Annotated in this window: 16 protein-coding genes; 10 read left to right on the top strand and 6 right to left on the bottom strand. The window is 64.2% G+C overall.

Going from position 1 to position 18,437, the window contains the following annotated elements; translation table 11 throughout:
- Nucleotides 1-30 precede the first annotated feature (30 nt).
- The 4 genes from QUG01_RS05890 to QUG01_RS05875 all read left to right on the top strand — a co-directional run bounded on the left by QUG01_RS05890 (nt 31) and on the right by QUG01_RS05875 (nt 3,369).
- Complete coding sequence (locus tag QUG01_RS05890; RefSeq protein WP_500829348.1) at nt 31-771, top strand: NADH-quinone oxidoreductase subunit B family protein; 741 nt, start codon at nt 31-33, stop codon at nt 769-771.
- A gap of 2 nt (nt 772-773) precedes the next feature.
- The gene (locus QUG01_RS05885; protein ID WP_500829315.1) at nt 774-1,184 is read left to right on the top strand and encodes a formate hydrogenlyase maturation HycH family protein; all 411 of its coding nucleotides are present in this window, start codon (nt 774-776) and stop codon (nt 1,182-1,184) included.
- Entirely contained in the window at nt 1,174-1,653 is a 480-nt protein-coding gene (gene hycI, locus QUG01_RS05880; protein WP_500829314.1) for a hydrogenase maturation peptidase HycI, read from the top strand. Before QUG01_RS05885 ends, hycI begins: the two co-directional genes overlap by 11 nt.
- Before the next feature lie 93 nt (nt 1,654-1,746).
- The gene (locus QUG01_RS05875; protein WP_500829313.1) at nt 1,747-3,369 is read left to right on the top strand and encodes a sigma 54-interacting transcriptional regulator; all 1,623 of its coding nucleotides are present in this window, start codon (nt 1,747-1,749) and stop codon (nt 3,367-3,369) included.
- 8 nt (nt 3,370-3,377) lie between these two features.
- Here QUG01_RS05875 and QUG01_RS05870 read toward each other — a convergent pair whose 3' ends face one another.
- Nucleotides 3,378-4,286 (bottom strand): LysR family transcriptional regulator, encoded by a 909-nt coding sequence (locus tag QUG01_RS05870; RefSeq protein ID WP_500829312.1) that lies wholly within the window; start codon nt 4,284-4,286, stop codon nt 3,378-3,380.
- A gap of 133 nt (nt 4,287-4,419) precedes the next feature.
- On the opposite strand from QUG01_RS05870, the gene QUG01_RS05865 reads away from it, so the two are divergent.
- Nucleotides 4,420-5,178 carry an SDR family oxidoreductase gene (locus tag QUG01_RS05865; protein WP_500829311.1) on the top strand — a complete coding sequence of 253 codons (759 nt, stop codon included), beginning with the start codon at nt 4,420-4,422 and terminating at the stop codon, nt 5,176-5,178.
- A gap of 129 nt (nt 5,179-5,307) precedes the next feature.
- Nucleotides 5,308-6,105 (top strand): indole-3-glycerol phosphate synthase TrpC, encoded by a 798-nt coding sequence (gene trpC / locus QUG01_RS05860; RefSeq protein WP_500829310.1) that lies wholly within the window; start codon nt 5,308-5,310, stop codon nt 6,103-6,105.
- A gap of 60 nt (nt 6,106-6,165) precedes the next feature.
- Here the strand turns inward: trpC and QUG01_RS05855 are convergent, their stop codons facing one another.
- The 3 genes from QUG01_RS05855 to QUG01_RS05845 all read right to left on the bottom strand — a co-directional run bounded on the left by QUG01_RS05855 (nt 6,166) and on the right by QUG01_RS05845 (nt 10,337).
- Nucleotides 6,166-7,089 carry a lipase secretion chaperone gene (locus tag QUG01_RS05855; RefSeq protein ID WP_500829309.1) on the bottom strand — a complete coding sequence of 308 codons (924 nt, stop codon included), beginning with the start codon at nt 7,087-7,089 and terminating at the stop codon, nt 6,166-6,168.
- A 1-nt stretch (nt 7,090) separates the two neighbouring features.
- Nucleotides 7,091-8,023 carry an esterase/lipase family protein gene (locus tag QUG01_RS05850; protein WP_500829308.1) on the bottom strand — a complete coding sequence of 311 codons (933 nt, stop codon included), beginning with the start codon at nt 8,021-8,023 and terminating at the stop codon, nt 7,091-7,093.
- 187 nt (nt 8,024-8,210) lie between these two features.
- Nucleotides 8,211-10,337 carry a patatin-like phospholipase family protein gene (locus tag QUG01_RS05845; protein ID WP_500829307.1) on the bottom strand — a complete coding sequence of 709 codons (2,127 nt, stop codon included), beginning with the start codon at nt 10,335-10,337 and terminating at the stop codon, nt 8,211-8,213.
- A gap of 205 nt (nt 10,338-10,542) precedes the next feature.
- On the opposite strand from QUG01_RS05845, the gene QUG01_RS05840 reads away from it, so the two are divergent.
- The 4 genes from QUG01_RS05840 to QUG01_RS05825 all read left to right on the top strand — a co-directional run bounded on the left by QUG01_RS05840 (nt 10,543) and on the right by QUG01_RS05825 (nt 16,533).
- A complete protein-coding gene (locus QUG01_RS05840) occupies nt 10,543-12,060 on the top strand; it encodes a PilZ domain-containing protein (protein WP_500829306.1) in 1,518 nt (505 codons plus the stop codon).
- 206 nt (nt 12,061-12,266) lie between these two features.
- Nucleotides 12,267-14,060 carry a S8 family serine peptidase gene (locus tag QUG01_RS05835; protein WP_500829305.1) on the top strand — a complete coding sequence of 598 codons (1,794 nt, stop codon included), beginning with the start codon at nt 12,267-12,269 and terminating at the stop codon, nt 14,058-14,060.
- Nucleotides 14,057-14,524 (top strand): serine protease external chaperone, encoded by a 468-nt coding sequence (locus tag QUG01_RS05830; protein WP_500829304.1) that lies wholly within the window; start codon nt 14,057-14,059, stop codon nt 14,522-14,524. The genes QUG01_RS05835 and QUG01_RS05830 overlap by 4 nt, the downstream gene beginning before the upstream one ends.
- Nucleotides 14,525-14,916: 392 nt before the next feature.
- Nucleotides 14,917-16,533 carry a methyl-accepting chemotaxis protein gene (locus QUG01_RS05825; protein ID WP_500829303.1) on the top strand — a complete coding sequence of 539 codons (1,617 nt, stop codon included), beginning with the start codon at nt 14,917-14,919 and terminating at the stop codon, nt 16,531-16,533.
- A gap of 27 nt (nt 16,534-16,560) precedes the next feature.
- On the opposite strand, the gene QUG01_RS05820 is transcribed toward QUG01_RS05825, so the two are convergent.
- Nucleotides 16,561-16,923 carry a YkgJ family cysteine cluster protein gene (locus QUG01_RS05820; RefSeq protein WP_043626063.1) on the bottom strand — a complete coding sequence of 121 codons (363 nt, stop codon included), beginning with the start codon at nt 16,921-16,923 and terminating at the stop codon, nt 16,561-16,563.
- Nucleotides 16,924-17,020: 97 nt separating this feature from the next.
- Entirely contained in the window at nt 17,021-18,268 is a 1,248-nt protein-coding gene (locus QUG01_RS05815; RefSeq protein ID WP_500829302.1) for a TIGR03862 family flavoprotein, read from the bottom strand.
- Between the last annotated feature and the right edge of the window lie 169 nt (nt 18,269-18,437).

Genomic DNA, 18,437 nt, shown 5'->3' with positions numbered 1-18,437 from the left:
AAGCTGATCATTCCGCGCGACGAATACGGCATGCCCAAGCCGCTGACCGAAAGCGAAGGCATCGCCCAGCTGAAGCAGAAGCTGCTGAAGGACATCCAGCGCTCCGCCTATGTCTACCGCGTGGACTGCGGCGGCTGCAACGGCTGCGAGATCGAGATCTTCGCCGCCATCACGCCGGTGTTCGACGCCGAGCGCTTCGGCATCAAGGTGGTGGCCTCGCCGCGCCACGCCGACATCCTGCTGTTCACCGGTGCCGTCACCCGCGCCATGCGCCTGCCGGCGCTGCGCGCCTGGCAGGCCGCGCCGGACCCCAAGATATCGGTCTCCTACGGCGCCTGCGGCTGCAGCGGCGGCATCTTCCACGACCTCTACTGCGTCTGGGGCGGCAGCGACAAAATCGTGCCGGTGGATGTCTATATCCCGGGCTGCCCACCCACGCCGGCCGCCACGATTTACGGCTTCGCCATGGCGCTGGGGCTGCTGCAGCAGAAACTGCACGCCAGCCATCAGGTGGAAGGCGAATGCGACCGCGCCCTGCTGCCGCACCCGCGCATTCCGCTCGACACGCGGGTGCGCATCGAACGCGAAGCGCGGCGGCTGGCCGGCTACCGCAGCGGCCGCCTCCTGGCCGACCAATTCATGGACCTGGCTTCGCAAGCCGACGGCTTGACGCTGGACGAGCGCGTCAAGCGCCACCTATCGACGGTGGACGACCCGCGCGAGAACGAAATCCTCACCCGGCTGTGGGATATCAGCACGGAAGGAGGCTAGCCATGAGCCGCATCGTGTTTCACTCGCTGGGACGCAAATTCCTGCAGCGCGAAGAAGACATGCCGGACGACGACGGCGCGCGGCAGGTGATCTACCAGACGCTGGCGCTGGGCCACCACATCGGCGTGATCGATTGCCTGCAAACTATGCTCAGTTGCCCGGAGGACGACTATGCAGAATGGCTGGCTGCGCTGCCCGAGGGCGAGGCGCGGCGCAAGCTGGCCGGCGCGCTGCGCTTTGGAGAGATCATGATAGACGCCAGCCACGCCGCCCCGCTCGCCCTGGCGCTGACGCGCGGACGAGACGCGATGAGCGAAGAACAACGCCGCTGGAGCGACGCGCTGATGCGCGCGCTGGCGGCGATGGACGCCGAACCGGCTCTTTACCTGATGGTGAAACGACATGAAGACTGACACGCCGGACCTGATCCTGGCCGTAGGCAACCGCATGATGGGCGACGACGGCGCCGGCCCGCTGCTGGCCGATCTGATGCGCCAAGCGCCCCTGCCCGGCTGGGAGGTGGAAGACGGCGGCAGCGCGCCGGAAAACGCCACCCACCGCGTCGCCGCGCGCGCGCCGCGCCGCGTGGTGCTGGTGGACGCCGCCGACATGGGCCTCGCCCCCGGCGAAATCCGCCGCGTGCCGCCGGATGCGCTGGCCGACATGTTCATCATGAGCACCCACGACCTGCCGCTGAGCTTTGTGATGGAGCGACTGGCGGAAACCGTGCCGGTGGTGGAGTTCATCGGCATCCAGCCCGATCTGGTGGCGTTTTACTGCCCGATGACGGAGCCGGTGCGCCAGGCCGTGGAACGGCTGTACGCCACGCTGCGCGATGATCCGGCGCTGGAGCATTTGCCCTGGCTATCTGACGCAGATTAAACCGATGGCGATTAAGCGGCGCTTATGCTTTGAGCAGGTGCGGCCGGCCGGTAAAATTTGCTCTGCAAGTTTCCGCCATTTCCGAGCCCACCCATGCCGATACTCGCGCCTCAACCCTGCGGCCAGCCTGCGCCGCCCGCCGATCCGCTAGCCGCCTTGCGCGCCGACCGCGACCAACTACAAATCCTGGTGGACGTCACCAACGCGGTGCTGTCCACGCTGCAGCTGGAAGAACTGGCGGAGAAAGTGGCGCAGGCGCTGCAACTGGCCTTCGGCGTCAGTTTCGTCGGCCTCAATCTGCATGGCGAAGACGACGGCGAGCTGCAAGTTCATGATATCTACCTGGAGCGAGAAGGCCGCGAACGCTGCCGCCATACCCGCTACCCGCGCGAACGCCTGCCGGCGCGCGAGGCGATGCTGGGGCGCCAACTGCTACTCGCCAGCGAGCCGACGCTGGAGCAGATGGCCGCCGTCCACCCGCGCTTTGCCGATGTGATGCGCGCCGGCTGCCGCTCGCTGTGCGCGCTGCCGCTATGCGGGGCGTCCGGAACCGTGGGCGCGCTGCTGCTGGCCTATCCCGGCGACAGCGGCTATTTCCGCGCGGTGCTGCCTTTACTGCAACAGGTGGCGGCTCGGCTGACCCTGGGCCTGGACAATGCGCTGGCCTATCAGGAAATCTCGCGCTTGAAAGACCAACTGGCCAGCGAAAACCTGCAGCTGACCAGCGAAATCCAGCATTACCAAAATTTTGACGAAATCATCGGCCACAGCGCGGCCATGTCCGCCGTGCTGGAACAAGTGGAGATCGTCGCCGCCAGCGACTGCTCGGTCTTGCTGCTGGGCGAAACCGGCACCGGAAAGGAGCTGATCGCGCGCGCCATCCACGCCCACAGCCCGCGCGCCGGCAAGCGCATGGTGAATATGAACTGCGCCGCCATTCCCGCCGGGCTGTTGGAGAGCGAGCTGTTCGGCCACGAAAAAGGGGCTTTCACCGGTGCCACCGCGCAGCGCCTCGGCCGCTTTGAAATGGCGGACCAGAGCACGCTGTTTCTCGACGAAGTCGGCGACATTCCGCTGGAGCTGCAGCCCAAGCTGTTGCGCGTGCTGCAGGAGCGCGAGGTGGAACGGCTGGGCGGTCAGAAGATCATTCCGGTGGACGTGCGCGTGATCTCCGCCACCAGCTGCGACCTGATGGCCATGATCGCCGACAAGCGCTACCGCAGCGATCTGTATTACCGGCTCAACGTGTTTCCCATCCTGTTGCCGCCGCTGCGAGACCGGCCGGACGATATTCCGTTGCTGGCGCAGTTTTTCACGCAGAAGTTCGCGCGGCGCATGAACCGCTGCATAGAAAGCATCCCGGCGGAAACGCTGCAGCGGCTGCAGCGGCACAACTGGCCGGGCAATGTGCGCGAGCTGCAAAACGTCATCGAGCGGGCCGTGATTCTGACGCGCGGCCCGGTGCTGAATCTGCCGCAAACCGACCTCGCCTATCATCAGGCCGCGCCGTCTTGTACCCCGCCCGCGCGGCGGGAGACGCCGCTGTTCGACGCCTGCGAGCCGGAAAAGGAACGCATTCTGCGGGTGCTGAAGGAATGCAACGGCATCGTCGCCGGCCCGCGCGGCGCGGCCGCCAGGCTGGGCCTGAAGCGCACCACCTTGCTGTCGCGCATGCAGCGGCTGGGCATTTCCAGCCGCGAGCCGGCAGAGAGTTAAGCGTCGGCTCACGCCAGCAATTGCAGTTGCTCCCGCAGCAAGGCGCCCGCCCACTCGACAAACACCTGCACCCGCCGCGACAAATGGCGGCGATGCGGATAGAGCACCGACACCGGCAAAGCCTGCGGCGGCCAGTCGGCCAGCACTTCCACCAGCCGCCCCGCCGCCACATACTGCGCGGCGTCGTAGCGCGGCAGCTGGATCAGGCCCAGCCCGGCCAGCGCGCAGGCGGTGTAGGTTTCCACATGATTGACGCTGACGCAGGAGCGCATGGGCCGCTCGCGCCAATCGTCCTGCTGCTGATACTCCCAGCCCAGCGCCTTGCCGCTGGCCGGCGAGGCATAAGTGACCGCCAGGTGTTGATCCAGATCGTCCGGCGACAGGGGCAGGCCATGCCGCGCCAGATAATCCGGGCTGGCGTAATTGCCTTGCGGCATCAAGCCGATGCGCCGCGCCACCAGCCGCGATTCGCTGAGAAAGCCCACGCGGATCACGCAATCGACGCCCTCCTGGATCAAGTCCACCGGCCGGTCGGTCACGCCCAGCTCTAGCTGAACGTCCGGGTATTGCCGGAAAAAATCCGGCAAGGCTGGCGCCAATACCTGGCGGCCTATCGGCCCGGGCACGTCGATGCGCAGCTTGCCGCGCGGCCCGGCGCCCTGCTGGCTGAACAGCGCCTCGATCTCGTCGAAATCTGCCAGCAGCTGGCGGCAACGCTCGTAGAAACCGCTGCCGTCCAGCGTCAGCTGCACCCGCCGCGTGGTCCGGTGCAAAAGCCGCGCGCCCAGTTGAGCCTCCAGCTGCTGCACCGCGCTGGAAACCGACGCGCGCGGCAGCTGCAATTGCTGCGCCGCCTTGGTGAAACCGCCCGCATCCACCACGGTGACGAATACCTGCATGGCTTGTATCCGATCCATCCGCCCTCCAATTAGCACGTTTTTATGGATAGTGTAATCAAATCAGGGCGATTTATCTTGCTCTATGCCAGCAATACACTGCGAAGCATCCACAGCCCGCCGCGCTTTGCGGTCAATCTTACGGAGAAGTGAAATGAGCCAATCCCAATTCGCAGGTCAAGTTGCTCTGGTCGTCGGCGCATCGCGCAATATGGGCCGGGCCTTTGCCGAGGCGCTTGCTGCCGAAGGCGCCGCCGTCGCCATCCACTACAACAGCGCCGGCTCGCGCGCCGACGCCGAAGCCGCCGCGGCCAAGATCCACGCCGCCGGCGGCCAGGCCTTCGCGGTGCAAGCCGACATCACCAAGACGGCGGAAGTGCGCCGCCTGTTCGATGCGGTGGAGCAACGCTTCGGCCATCTGGACATCCTGATCAACACCGCCGGCATGATGGTGAAGAAGCCGGTGACGGAAGTCAGCGAGGAGGAGTTCGACGCCATCTTCGCGCTGAACACCAAGGCCGCGTTCTTCTGCCTGCAAGAAGCCGGCCGCCGCATCCGCGACAACGGCCGCATCCTCAGCATCGGCACCTCCTTGCTGGCAGCCACCACCGGCTACTACGGCGCTTACGCCGGCAGCAAGGCGCCGCTGGAGGACTTTACCCGCGCTCTGGCCAAGGAGATCGGCCACCGCGGCGTCACCGTCAACGTGGTGGCCCCCGGACCAATGGACACGGCCTTCTTCTACTCCGTGGAAACGCCGGAAACCGTGGCCTATCTGAAATCAGCCAGCATCAACGGCGAGCTGGGCCAGGTGGCCGATCTGGTGCCGCTGGTCAAGCATCTGGTATCGCCGGAAAACCGCTGGACCACCGCGCAGACCCTGTTCATCAACGGCGGCTTCGTGTCGCGCTGAGCCTGCTGCGACAACCCCAACGGCGGCCTGGGCCGCCCTTGAATCTCCCCCATCCCGTCCCGATCCGGCTTGCCATCGGGCGGGATGTTCTGCATGATGGCCTATTCGACTTTCAACCTCCGAATCAGCATGTCCGATATTCTCGACACCATCATCGCCACCAAACGCCAGGAAATCGCCGCGGCGTTGTCCGCGCGTCCACTGGCCGCGGTGCGCGCCGAGGCAGAGGCGCGCGGCGACCGCCGCGACTTCGTCGCCGCCATCCGCGCCAAGCACGCGCTGGGCAAGGCCGCGGTCATCGCCGAAATCAAGAAGGCCAGCCCCAGCAAGGGCGTGATCCGCGCAGACTTCCAGCCCGCCGCCATCGCCGCCAGCTACGCCGCCCACGGCGCAGCCTGCCTGTCGGTGCTGACCGATCGCCAATACTTCCAGGGCGACGCCGCCTACCTGGAAGCCGCCCGCGCCGCCTGCCATCTGCCGGCGCTGCGCAAGGACTTCATCGTCGACGAATACCAGGTGTACGAAGCCCGCGCCATGGGCGCGGATTGCATCCTGTTGATCGCCGCCGCGCTGGAACTGCCCAAGATGATGGCGCTGGAAGCGCTGGCCCATGAGCTGGGCATGGCGGTGCTGGTAGAAGTGCACAATGAGGCGGAACTCGACGCCGCGCTGCAGTTGAAGACCGAGCTGGTGGGCGTCAACAACCGCAACCTGCGCAGCTTCGAAGTCAGCCTGGCCACCACGCTGAAACTGCTGCCGCGCATCACCGACGGCCGCATCGCCGTCACCGAGAGCGGCATTGCCAGCGTGGACGACGTGCGGCTGATGCAGGCCAGCGGCGTGCACAGCTTCCTGGTGGGCGAAGCCTTCATGCGGGAAGCGGAGCCGGGCGAGGCGCTGCAGCGGTTGTTTTTCCACCAGCCCTGACCCTGATTGCTTCAATGGAAACAGGCGCCGTTCGGCGCCTGTTTTCCTTGCAGCCGACACTCAATGGCTGGCGACAAAGCCAGGCAGACGCAAGGCCTCCTGCGCCGAGAAACGCTGCGCCTGCAATTGCGCCACCGCCTGCTGCTGTTGCGGAGCGCTGAGTCGGCCATTGGCCAGGATGGCGGCGCGTTCGCGGGTGAAATCATTGACCCGCTGCCGCCATGCCGCCTGCTCCCTGTCCAGTTCAGACAAGCGATCGGCCGCAGCCTGCCCCACCATGGAAGCGCGCAGCTGGTACAGCTCCTGCTCGCCCCCGCCGCGCTGGCGCAGCGCCGCCTCCGCCTCCGCCAAGGCCAGATGCTTGACCGGATCCTCGCGCGCCGCGCGCAGCTCAGGCGGAAGCTGCCGCTCCAGCAAGGCGATTCGCCGCTGCTTTTCCGCCGCGCTCAATGAGGGATCGGCCAGAATGGCCAAGCGTTGCGCGGTGAACGCGTCATAGCGGTCCTCGTCGCCGAATAGCCCCGCCACCTCGGCCGCGCTGAAATACTGCAGCCGCACCGCCCGCGCCGCGGCCAGCCTTTGCGACAGATCGGCGCTGGCCGCCACCGTCATGCCGGCCAGCGACTGGCGATAGGCGACGTAACGGTCGAACAGGCTCATCGCCTGCGCCAACGGCTTGGCCGGCAAGCGGCCTTGCAGATAACGCTGCAGCTCGGCGCGGATTTGCGGCAGGGTGCGCTCGCCCTGCGTGGCCAGGTAATAGTCGAACAAACGGCGCAGCTCCTGATCGACCCGCAACGCGCCCGCGCCATCGGCCTGGACCGCGCCGTCCGGCGAAGTGCCGCGCAGCGAGGCCGCCTGACCGCCCCATGCCACGGCGCCCGGCAAGCTGGACGGCCCCGAGGCGGGGGTCGGCCAATACCACCAGGCCAGCGCCGCGCAGCCGGCCAGCAAGGCCAATCCCCACCCACGGCGGCGTCTCATCTTACAGCCCCGCGTTCTTCAACCGGTTGGCCTGCTGACGATACAGCGTGACCGGACTCACCTCGAACAGGCTGACCAAACCGAAACTCTGGTTGATCTCGTTGACGTGGTTCATCTGGTAATTGTCGCGTATCACCTGACCCAGATGGGCCGAGCACACACCCACCAGGCCATCGGACGGCGTGGAGCCGAAAGCCAGGCCCAATACCCCCATCGGGATGGTCAGCGGATCGAGGATATTGGTAGTGGTGGCCGCGCCGGTCCATGAATAGTAGCGCACGCCATTCGCCTGGTAGTCGCCCTCGCCGCAGGCCGAGGTCGGCACGCCGCCCGGGAACTTGGCGTTGAAGGCCAGAGAGCCGGCGGTGGTCAGCGAGTTCAGCGCGGCGATGGGTTGCTGCGGCAAGTCGCTGGTGCCGGAGAAGAAGGCGATCACCTTGGCCAAGGCGCCGGCGATGGCCGAAGCGACCGCTTCGCTGACCGTTCCCGGAGGGGCCACGCCGCGCACGATGTCGGCCACGGTGGAACCCTTGTTGACGCCGCCCACCGTGGTGACCGAGGCCACCAGATCCGGCCGCACGCCGGCCACGTAGCGCGCCGTGGGCGCGCCCTGGCTATGGCCGATCAGATTGACCTTTTGCGCGCCGGTAATGGCCAATATCTGCCGCACTTGCTGCAGCAGCTGTTCGCCGCGGGCCTCATTGCTGTCGGTGGCCGACACCTCAGCCACGAACACCTGGGCGCCGTCGGCCTTCAACGCCGCCGGCACTTGATAGAAATAGTCCACGCCCAGCAACTGCCCAAAACCGAACAGGCCGTGCACCAGCACGATGGGATAGCGGGTTTGGGTGTAGCCGCTGGAAGCCAGGGCCGATGCGAACGGCAGCAGCAGCAAGACGAGTGCGAAAGCGCTGCGCGACAACAGACGTTTCATTATCTCTCCCGATGTGTTTTTGACCAGGGCCGCCGGATGGCGGCCCTTAACCGGGATAGAACATGACAAGCGCAAACGCCAGGACTAAATCAAACGTTCGTACCACTATTGCAGCGCAGCAGGCCTAAAGGACAGCCCCGCGATCCATCGCCAATGCATCGCGGGGCCATCGCAGCGCGCCGCGCGCTCAATAATCGACGCCGAGGTAGATATACCCGGTCAACTGCCCGCCGCGGGCGCTGCCGATACCCACAAAAAACGGCCCCAGGATGGTATCGGCCCCCAGGAACAGCGAACCGGCTGGAATCCAGCTTCTCTCCCTGTTGGGTTGAAAATCGAGATTGTTCTGCCCCCACAGCCGCCCGCCTTCCAGCGACACGCCGGCATAGACGCCAGAGCCCAGCACTGGCGGCAAGGAGGCGGCCCGCCAATAAACCATCAAGCGCGCCAGCGCGGTTTGGTCCGCGACCAGCTCGCCAGTCTGGTAACCGGTCAGGTTCAAAAAGCCGCCTAACTCCTGTGGAACATTCTTCTTGCGATCCCCGCTCGCTTTCAGCGTGAAGCGCGCCGTAAAGTCGCCATAGGTCTTGGCCACCTCGCCCACCAGATCATAAGCTTGCTGGTCGGTATCGCTGCCCAGGCCCGGCAGGCCCTTGCGCAATTTGCCGCTGAAGTAGTAACCCGCGCGCGGCCAGCGCGGATTGTCAAATTGATCCACCACCAAGCGGGTGCTCAGGCCGACATCGCGGAAACGGCCGCCGTCGCCGATCTCAAACGGAAATCCTTGCGCAACGGATATGCGATTGTTTTCGTGGTACAGCCCGATGCGCCACTCTCCGTATTTGCCCAGCGCCAAGCCAAGATTGAGCTGGCCGCCCACCACATCGTCATTAATGGTCGAGAGGGCGGTATGGTTGGCGTCAAACAAACGGAACTGCTTCTGGTAAGCCCCCAGCGAAGCCGCCGCAAAAACCGGGCTGCCGCGCCACAGCGGTTGATACAGCTCGCTATTGAACATCCGCTGGTAGCCTATCGCCACATCATTGCGCCAGGACGCGCCCGCATCGTTCAGCGCCGCCCACTCATGGGCGGCGCGGAAAGTAAATGCGCTGTCGCCCGGCGTGTCGCTGTTCAGATTGAGTCCAAAGTGCAGCGAGTTCTGGCCTATGCTGCGTTCCACCGGCATCACCGTCATCACGTTGCGGCCGGTAGCGCTATCGACGCGATAAGACAGCTTGTCATATTCGCCGCTGGCGAAAATCTCATCCAGACGTTGCCGTGCCACGCCAACGGGGACCGCCGGCCCGTTGAAGCTCAAGGACTCCTGCAGGGTGGCCAGCTTGGTGAAAGTGCCGTCCTTGCCTTCCACCTTGACTTCGTCCAGCACCGGATAGCGCGGCCGCTGCAAGCGGCTTTTCCACGCGGCGTACTGTTCTTCCGATACCGAGAGCGCAGACAGCTGGGCATCCATCTTGCGCGCCGCCTCCTCGCCGCGCTTGACGATGGCGCGATGGTCGCCAAATGAAGCGGCGGTATAGCCGGTGAGATCCGGGCGGATCACGATGTCGTTCTTGTCCAGCAACTTCATCTGCTGCCTGACGTTGCGCATCACCGCCAGATTGGAGCTTTGCGCCACCACGTCGAACCAGGACTGGATTTCGTCGGCCTTCAGCAGCGGCGAGCCCACATCCACTACAATCACATGTTTGGCGCAGCGCCCCTTCACATCCTGCACCGGCACATTGCGGGCAATCGCGCCGTCCACCAGCAGGCGGCCATTGTCCTCCACCAGGTCGAACACGCCCGGCACCGCCATGCTGGCGCGCAAGGCGCGCGACAGCGAGCCCTTGTCGAACACGACCGCGTCGCCGGTCAGCAGGTCTGCTGCGACGGCGCGGAACGGGATGGGCAACTTGTCGAAGCTGTCGATATTGCGATCGCGCGTGATGTTGTGGATGTACATCTCGATGCCCTGGGAGTTGATGGCGCCGCGCGGCAAGCGCAGTTCGCCGTCTTTCAGGCCAAAGCTGGCATCGAGATAATTCTTGTAGTCATTGCGCTTGCGGTCATACGGGATATTCGCTCGCGCCGGCCGGCCGGACAGCATCTGATCCCAGTCGGCGCCATTGAACTCCTTCTCCATCTCGTCCAGCGGCAAGCCATTGGCGTAAATGCCACCGATCAAGGCCCCGGCGCTGGTGCCGGCAATGCAGGAAATCGGAATGCGCAGCCGTTCCAGCTCCTTCAATACCCCAAGGTGGGCGAAACCGCGCGCGCCGCCGCCGCCGAGCACAACCCCAACCCCTTCAGGCACTTGCGGCTCTTCCGCCGCGCGGGCAGACGGAACCGCGGCCAAGGCCGCCAAAACGAACGCCGCGACCGATACCCAAAATGAGAATTTCCTTGTCCAGGCCATGTTTGTTAATTTTGAGATTGTAGTTTCACCATCATCAAGGCGTGACGTAAGATAGAGTGACAAATAAGCGAGTACATCACTTTCATTAATAAAGCTGGGCTCAATGTTTGATTTCAAATCGCTAGTCACTTCGCTTCTGAGCAAAAACACGCCGGCATCCGGCGTGGCGCAATCGGCAACCCTGCTGGTACGAGACTTGCCGCAGGCTGAATACTTTACTGCCTTGGTGGAAATCATCAAGGCTATTTCCAAAATTAACGCCGATACCGAGATATCGTTGAAAGAGCGCGTCAAAACGCTGCTCTATGTGGACGACAAGGCCGCCGACATTCATCAGCAGCTGTGCAGCGACTACCTGCATGCCAGGCCAGGCAGCAAGGGCTACCTGCCCACCATTCTGGCGTATTGGCATGAGCTGTCCACCGCCTACCAGATTTGCCTGCGCCTGCACAAAAACGCGCCGAGCCAAATCGTCGAAACCGACCTGCAACTCGCCACCGTGCGCGGCCTGCATCACCAGATGCGCCTGCTGGCCTGGAACGCGCTGCGCTACCTGAAACCGGAAGGCAGCGCCTGGCAGCAGGGCTTCCGCTTTTACATCTACGCCGAGGAAGCCGGCTTCGCCCGCACCCCGCTGCTGCTGTATCCCCACTCGCGCCAGGAAATCACCTGCGAGCATCTGCTGCTGCAAGCCGGCATGCTGTATCTGGCGCAGACGGAAAACATGCTGCACAAAGAGATCATCGCAGTCGACCAACTGCTGCTGCTGATCTGCCAACAGATTCCGCTGGAAAAGCAGCCGCCGCTGGAGACGCCGGTTTTCGTCTTCAATTTGTCGATGGCGGAGCCGCCTCAGCCGATGCTGCGCGGCATGGCCGGAAAATGGCACCGCTATTGGTCGTCATATGAAATCAGCACCCGCCTGGCCGACCTGATGTTCGATCTGGACTCCCGCATCCCGTCGCAGCTGGCCGCGCTGGACTGCGAACTGGAGCGCGAGGAGTGGGCGGATTTATGCGAAAAGCTGGCCATCCGCTGGTCAAACGACGGCGGCAAATCGCTGCGCAAATCGGAGCGCTCGCTGCACGCCTCCAGCGCCCACGTCTCCATCGGCTTCGAGCGGGTGGCGTTCCAGATCAAGGTGCAGGACGTCAGCGGCTTGGAAGTCGACCGCGTCGATGAATGGCGCATCAACGACATCAGCAGCACCGGCATGGGCCTGACCTTTATCGGCAAAGCCATCGAGCAGCTGGCCATCGGGCGGCTGATTCTGGTGCGCACCGACAGCCACCCGCCGCTGCTGGGCATCATCCGGCGCATCCTGCGCCAGAACAACGGCACCAAGGTCGGCATCGAAATACTGGGGCAAACGCCGGTCGGGGTGTCGCTGCTGGACCCTCAGCAGCCGGAAACGCCTCCTTCCAGCGGCATCTACATCACCCAGCCCAACTCCCGCCAGGGGCAGCGCTGGTTCCTGATGCCCAAGCCGCTGGCCAGCGCCGACAAGGAATTGATCCTCACCGCCCAGGGCAAATCCTATCAGATCAAGCTGAAAGAGCCCCGGCGGGAATTCGAAGACTGCAACCATAGCAACTTCGACACCCTGGCCAAGATAGACTGAGTCATCCTGCGACGCGGCCCTCGCCGCGTCCTCTCTTTTCCCTTCCTCTAGCCTCCCCCCGCTGCCGCTCGCGCCGCGCGCAAAGCCGCGCTTATCTTTGGCTGCAATCAATAAATGACAAAAACGTATTTACGCAATAAAAATTAACAAATAATATCTTTAAAGCGGCAATATGCCGCTCAAAGGCAAAAATAGAGGAAACCACCATGCAACTTCGTTTCATCAGCAGCGCCATCGCGCTCGCGCTGGCTTCGCAGGCCAGCCATGCCGCGGCGCCGGGCCAGCCGGCCTATCCGCTGCAAGCTGGCGATCCGCTAGCCAATCAGCAATGGCATCTGCAGAACACCGGCCAGAATGCGTTCTCCAAGCGCGGCGGGGTCAAGGGCATTGATCTTGATCTCGCCTTCACCCATTTGCGCGGCATCCGCGGCGTGGGCACCACCATCGCCGTGATCGATGATGGTCTGGAAATCCGCCATCCGGATCTGGCGGCCAATATCGTGCCGGGATCAAAAAACCTGGTGACGGGCAGCGATGATCCGACCCCGGCATCGCCGGACAATGCGCACGGCACCTCGGTGGCCGGCATCGCCGCCGCCGTCGGCTACAACGGCATAGGCGGCCGCGGCATCGCGCCGTCGGCCGGACTGAAGGGCTTCAACTGGCTGTTGGCGCAAACCATGGAGGGCTGGCTGCTATCCCACGGCAAGCAGCCGGGCGGCAAGCCGCTGGAAGCCTTTACCGACGCCCGGGTTTTCAACCAAAGCTATGGCTCGTCCGCCATCACCTCGCAGCCGGGCAATCCGGATGCCGACATCGAGCTGAAAACCGAAGAGGAGACTTACGAGGAAGTCAGCCGCAACAGCCACTGGGGCCGCGGCGCGGTTTTCGTCAAATCGGCCGGCAACGCCTACAACTATTTCCGCGTCAATGGCGGCTACCTGCTGGGCTACCAAGGCAATAACGGCCTGCCGGTGCAGGACTCCAACCTCACCACCGACAACAGCAATTACTGGAATGTCGTGGTATCGGCCCTGAACGCCGACGGCGTGCGTTCGTCCTATTCGTCGGTCGGCGCCAACGTGCTGCTGACCGCGCCAGGCGGCGAATACGGCACCGACTCGCCGGCCATGGTCACCACCGACCTTTCCGGCTGCAATCGCGGCTACAACGTAAGCGGCGACGCCGCCAACAGCCTGCATGGCGGCACCGCGCTCGATCCGAACTGCGATTACAACAGCGTGATGAACGGCACCTCGTCCGCGGCGCCGGCCACGTCCGGCTCGTTCGCGCTGGTGATGTCGGCCAATCCCGCGCTCTCCGCCCGCGACGTGCGCCATCTGCTGATCACCACCGCCCGCAAGGTGGACGCTGCGCAGCCTGGGGTAACGCTGGCGTTCAAGGATGCGGCGGGCAATGCCCACAGCTACCAGGCCTTGCCGGGATGGCAAAAAAACGCCGCAGGCCTGTCTTTCCATCCGTTCTATGGCTTTGGCCTGATAGACGTGGACAAGGCGGTGGAAAAAGCCTTGTTCTATCAGCGTCCGCTGCCTCCGCTGCAGAAAACCCGCTGGCAAACCGTGAACGCGCAGGCTGCCATCCCGGACGGCGATGAAAAAGGCGTGGAAAGCGTGTTCAACCAGCCGGACAACCTGACGGTGGAAGCCGTGCAAATCCTGGTGGATGCGCAGCACGGCCGCGCCAGCGACCTGGCGGTGGAACTGATCTCGCCGTCCGGCACCCGCTCGGTGCTGCTGTCGCCGCGCACCGCGCTGGTGGCGGAGGAGTATGGCCTGAACCAGCAGCGGCTGCTGTCCAACCACTTCTATGGCGAGCCGGCCAAAGGCCAATGGCGGCTGAGGGTGATAGACAGCAATGGCGGCGAGTACCAGTTCGTCCATCGGGTCAACAGCAAAAACACCACCTACTCGCTGCCAAACGCGGCAGGCAAACTGAAATCGTGGTCGATCCGCTTCTTCGGCCACCGGAGCGCAACATGAAAGCCATTCTCTCTCTGATTCCCGCCCTGCTGGCGCTTTCCGCCGCGGCTCACGCGGCCGACCTGCCCTTCCTGCCCAAGCCGGCCGGGCAGGCTGTTTCCATCAACGGCAAGGTGTATTACAAACAGACGCCGCAGCCCAAGATGGGCGTTTCCGCCAAGCTGGCGGCCGCGCCCGCTGCCGCCACGCCCACGCTGAAGCGCGGCGACGTGGTGCAAAGCGCCAAGCAGACGGTGCCGGCGTCCGTCAGCGGCGCCGTGCTGGTGCAATTGGCCTCCGCGCAGGACGAGGCGGCGCTCGCGCGCGATCACGGCCTGACGCCGCGCTACCGCACGGCCAGCGTGGTGGTGTTCGACAGCCCGCCGCAGGCCGACCTGCTGGCGCTGCAGCAAAAATTGGCGGCGGACAAGCGGGTGAAGAAAGCGCAGATCGAGCTGGCCAGCAACGACAAGCAGCCCGAATAAGACATCGCCACGCCCATTCATGACAAAGGCTTGCCGCGGCAAGCCTTTTCTTCTTCTGCAAAACACAGCCTGCGCGACCCAAAGGCAAACCCCGCGTTCTCCGCCATGCCACTCGGGTATGGCGCGCCTTCACGCCCGCCAGTCTGGCGATGGGAAGAAAATCCCACATCCGGCTCATGGATTCCACGCCAAACTGCACAATCGCCGCCACAACACTTGCTTGAAATTCATAGACATGGGTTAATCGCCAGGCAATGAAGCGGCTTGCCAATTGCATGTATCTTTCAATAAACCGCAACTTAAATATTATTTATTTAGAAATATTCAAACAGAAACACCCCAGTAGCCCGCAATACCTCTCAAGCACTCGCACCTTGACGGAGTCCATTGCCATGTCGGTTTCCAAAAAAATCCTGCTGCTGATTTTACTTTCCATCCTTACCTTGGTCGGCATCAGCGCCTACAGCCTGTACACCCAGTCCCGGCTGGCGGATACCGCCAGCAATTTCGCCCAAGCGGACTACCCCAAACTGATCACGCTGAACCAGTTCGGCAACGCCATCGCCTCCATCCGGCTAGTCGGGATGCAAGTGCTGGTGGCGGATAGCGAAGCGGACCGCCTGGCGGCCAAGGCCAAGGTCGATGCTGCCTATGCAGCCGCCAAATCGACGCTGGATCAGTACGGCGCGCAGGTCGACAACGAAGAAGACCGCGCGCTATACCAGGAAAACGTTCGCTTGCTGGACCGTTATTGGGGCACCATGGTGCCGCTGATGGACGCGGCTCTGCACGGCAATCTGGCCGAAGCGCTGCGGCTGCGCGCCACCTCTGCCCTGCCTGCCGGCAATGCGCTGACCAAGGGCATCGCGGCACATATCGACTACAACAAGCGCCATGTGGAGCAGGAGGTGGCGAATGCCCATCGGCTGATCGAAACCACCCGCGACATCACCCTGGCCGTCACGGCGCTGCTGGCGCTGCTGCTGATCGCCATCGGCCTGCGCTGCCACCGCTCCATCAGCCGGCCGCTGCAGGATCTGAACCAGACCATGAACCGGATAGGCGAGCGTCTGGATTTCACGCTGCAGGTCAAGGTGCATAACCCAAGCGACGAAATCGGCAACACCGCCGCCACCTTCAACCTGCTGATGGACCGCATTCGCCACAGCATGAGCGATATTTCCGGCAATTGCGCCAAGGTGGCGGCCTACGCCACCGACCTGGCCAGCGCCGCCGGCAATGTGCTGCAGGCGGCGGAAAGACAAAACGAGGCCTCCTCCGCCATCGCCGCCACCATGCAGCAGTTGTCGGTCAGCATCCATCAAGTGGGGGACCGGGCCGAATACAGCAATCAGCAAACCGAAGAAGCCAGCCGCCACGCCGACACCGGCCAGCAGGTCATCGCGCGCACGGTGGAGGAAATCCGGTCGATCTCCCATACCGTCGACCATGCCAGCAGCAGCCTGCATGAGCTGGAAGAGCAGAACAACCGGATCGCCAACTCGGTCAGCAGCATCAAGGACATCGCGGATCAGACCAATCTGCTGGCGCTGAACGCGGCGATCGAGGCCGCCCGCGCCGGCGAGATGGGCCGCGGCTTCGCCGTGGTGGCGGACGAGGTGCGCAAACTGGCCGAGCGCACCGCCATTCTGACCGGCGAAATCGACCACATCATCCGCGGCGTGACCGACACCTCGCGCCAGACCACCACGCGCATGAGCGAAATGCAGCAACTGGTGGTATCCGGCGTCGTCCGGGCCGACGAGGCCTTGATCACGATTGGTGAAATCGGCAAGTCGTCCAATACCGCCAGCCAGATGGTGGGAGAAATTGCGGACTCGATACGCGAGCAGGCCCATGCCTGCAACAGCATCGCCGCGCAGGTGGAAAAAATCGCGGAAATGGCGACCCAGTCCAGCGCCGCCGCCCATCAAACCGCCAAGACGGCGGAGCAACTGGACGAGGCCGTAGTGGCCATGAACCAGGCAGTCAACCGTTATCGCCTGTAAAACCGCGTGGCGCGTTGCGGACGATGATTAACCCGTCAGCAAAGGCTGAGGCTCATTGACGGCCACCGCATCGTCCCGCAACACCGCCAGCCCGTGCGCCGCTCGCGCCTTGTGGCATTGCGCCGATCCGGCCTCCACCTCGCGACAGGCGCTTGGGCGCGCGGCATAGATGCCGCAGGCCACGCTATGGCCCACCTCGCCCTGCAAGGCGACGCAACGCGGGCTATTCGACCAGGTGCCGCGCATGCAGCGGGTCCAGTCGTTGACTTTCTCGGTGAATTGGCTGGGGATGGCGCCGCCGCCGTCATCGGCCTCAGCCCAGTAGAAGGAAACGCGGAAGTTGGCGCAGCAGGCGCCGCAGGATTGGCAGGGATTGCTTTTTTCACTCATGGCAAGCAAGAAAAACAGTTTACGAATCACGCCTTGATCAGGCGAAATAATGTGATCCGGGTATTCTGTCAGGCTCGCTTGCCGCCCTCAAGTAAAACTATTTTGATGCGCCGCCCTGCAGCCACTCCGCCATCCCGATGCCGGCGGCGCGGCCGCTGGCGAAGCAGGCGGTCAGCAGATAGCCGCCGGTGGGCGCTTCCCAATCCAGCATCTCGCCGGCGCAGAACACGCCGGGCAGCGTCTTCAGCATTTGCCGCGGGTCCAGCGCCGAGAAACACACCCCGCCGGCCGTGCTGATCGCCTCGTCGATGGGCCGGGGCGCCGCCAGCCTCAACGGCAGGCGCTTGATCGCGGCTGCCAGCGTCGGCAGATGCTGGAAACTCTCCTTGTCCAGGCACTCGCGCAGGATGCCGGCGCGCGCGCCCTTCAGGTTCAGCCTGCTCTGCAAATGGCTGGATAGCGAGCGAGAGCCGCGCGGGTGCGTCACCTCGGCCAGCACCTTGGCTTCGTCCCAGGACGGGATCAAGTCCAGATGGCAGGTGGCGGCGCCGGAACGGGCGATCTCGTCGCGCAGCAGCGCCGAACACGCGTAGATCAGGCTGCCTTCGATGCCGCCCTCCGTGATGACGCACTCGCCCACCCGCTTGAAGCTACGTCCATCACTGCCTTCTAAGGAAAGCCCCACCGCCTTCAGCGGCTCGCCGGCGAACTTGTCGGAGAAAAGCGCGCTCCAGCCGACATCAAATCCGCAATTGGACGGCATGAGCGGCGCCGTGGCCACGCCGCGCTCGGCCAGCCAAGGCATCCAGCGGCCATCCGACCCCAGCTTTTTCCAGCTGCCGCCGCCCAGCGCCAGCAATACCGCGTCCGCGCGCACCGCCAGTTCGCCGTCCGGCGTATCGAAACGTAGGCTGCCGTCCGCGTTCCAGCCCTGCCAGCGATGGCGCACATGGATGCGCACGCCCGCCTCGCGCAGCCGGCTGAGCCAGGCGCGCAACAGCGGCGCGGCCTTCATTTCGCGCGGAAACACCCGGCCGGAGCTGCCGACGAAGGTTTCCACCCCCAGGCCATGCGCCCAGGCGCGCAGCGCATCGGCGTCAAACGCGCGCAGCAGCGGCTCGATCTGTTCCGCGCGCGCGCCATAGCGGCCGACAAAGGCCGCATACGGTTCGGAATGGGTGAGGTTCAGCCCGCCTATGCCCGCCAGCAGAAATTTACGGCCCACCGAGGGCATGGCGTCATAGACATCCACCCGGATGCCGCGTTGCGCCAGCATTTCCGCCGCCATCAAGCCCGCCGGCCCGCCGCCTATGATGGCGACACCGCGCCCCGCTCTGTCACTCATGCCCATCTCCACACTATCCGATCACGATTTCACCATAGCCGGCGCAGTCCGCCGCGTCGGCAAGGGCGCGATTGTTGCAGAAAAAGGCGGCCAACCCAAGCCATAAGGCCTTGAACGGGTTTTGATAGCAAATCCGCCACCGCGGCAAGCGGTATCCGCGCATTCCTTG

This window comes from Chromobacterium sp. CCUG 76385 (assembly GCF_059916625.1).
The sequence above is the reverse complement of the archived record's forward strand: the minus strand, read 5'-3'. Positions and strand labels throughout refer to the sequence as shown.

Coding starts and splice junctions, on each gene's coding strand:
- QUG01_RS05890 (WP_500829348.1), top strand. CDS start 31: ATGCCCAAGCCGCTGACCGAAAGCGAAGGCATCGCCCAGCTGAAGCAG.
- QUG01_RS05885 (WP_500829315.1), top strand. CDS start 774: ATGAGCCGCATCGTGTTTCACTCGCTGGGACGCAAATTCCTGCAGCGC.
- hycI (WP_500829314.1), top strand. CDS start 1,174: ATGAAGACTGACACGCCGGACCTGATCCTGGCCGTAGGCAACCGCATG.
- QUG01_RS05875 (WP_500829313.1), top strand. CDS start 1,747: ATGCCGATACTCGCGCCTCAACCCTGCGGCCAGCCTGCGCCGCCCGCC.
- QUG01_RS05870 (WP_500829312.1), bottom strand. CDS start 4,286: ATGGATCGGATACAAGCCATGCAGGTATTCGTCACCGTGGTGGATGCG.
- QUG01_RS05865 (WP_500829311.1), top strand. CDS start 4,420: ATGAGCCAATCCCAATTCGCAGGTCAAGTTGCTCTGGTCGTCGGCGCA.
- trpC (WP_500829310.1), top strand. CDS start 5,308: ATGTCCGATATTCTCGACACCATCATCGCCACCAAACGCCAGGAAATC.
- QUG01_RS05855 (WP_500829309.1), bottom strand. CDS start 7,089: ATGAGACGCCGCCGTGGGTGGGGATTGGCCTTGCTGGCCGGCTGCGCG.
- QUG01_RS05850 (WP_500829308.1), bottom strand. CDS start 8,023: ATGAAACGTCTGTTGTCGCGCAGCGCTTTCGCACTCGTCTTGCTGCTG.
- QUG01_RS05840 (WP_500829306.1), top strand. CDS start 10,543: ATGTTTGATTTCAAATCGCTAGTCACTTCGCTTCTGAGCAAAAACACG.
- QUG01_RS05835 (WP_500829305.1), top strand. CDS start 12,267: ATGCAACTTCGTTTCATCAGCAGCGCCATCGCGCTCGCGCTGGCTTCG.
- QUG01_RS05830 (WP_500829304.1), top strand. CDS start 14,057: ATGAAAGCCATTCTCTCTCTGATTCCCGCCCTGCTGGCGCTTTCCGCC.
- QUG01_RS05825 (WP_500829303.1), top strand. CDS start 14,917: ATGTCGGTTTCCAAAAAAATCCTGCTGCTGATTTTACTTTCCATCCTT.
- QUG01_RS05820 (WP_043626063.1), bottom strand. CDS start 16,923: ATGAGTGAAAAAAGCAATCCCTGCCAATCCTGCGGCGCCTGCTGCGCC.
- QUG01_RS05815 (WP_500829302.1), bottom strand. CDS start 18,268: ATGAGTGACAGAGCGGGGCGCGGTGTCGCCATCATAGGCGGCGGGCCG.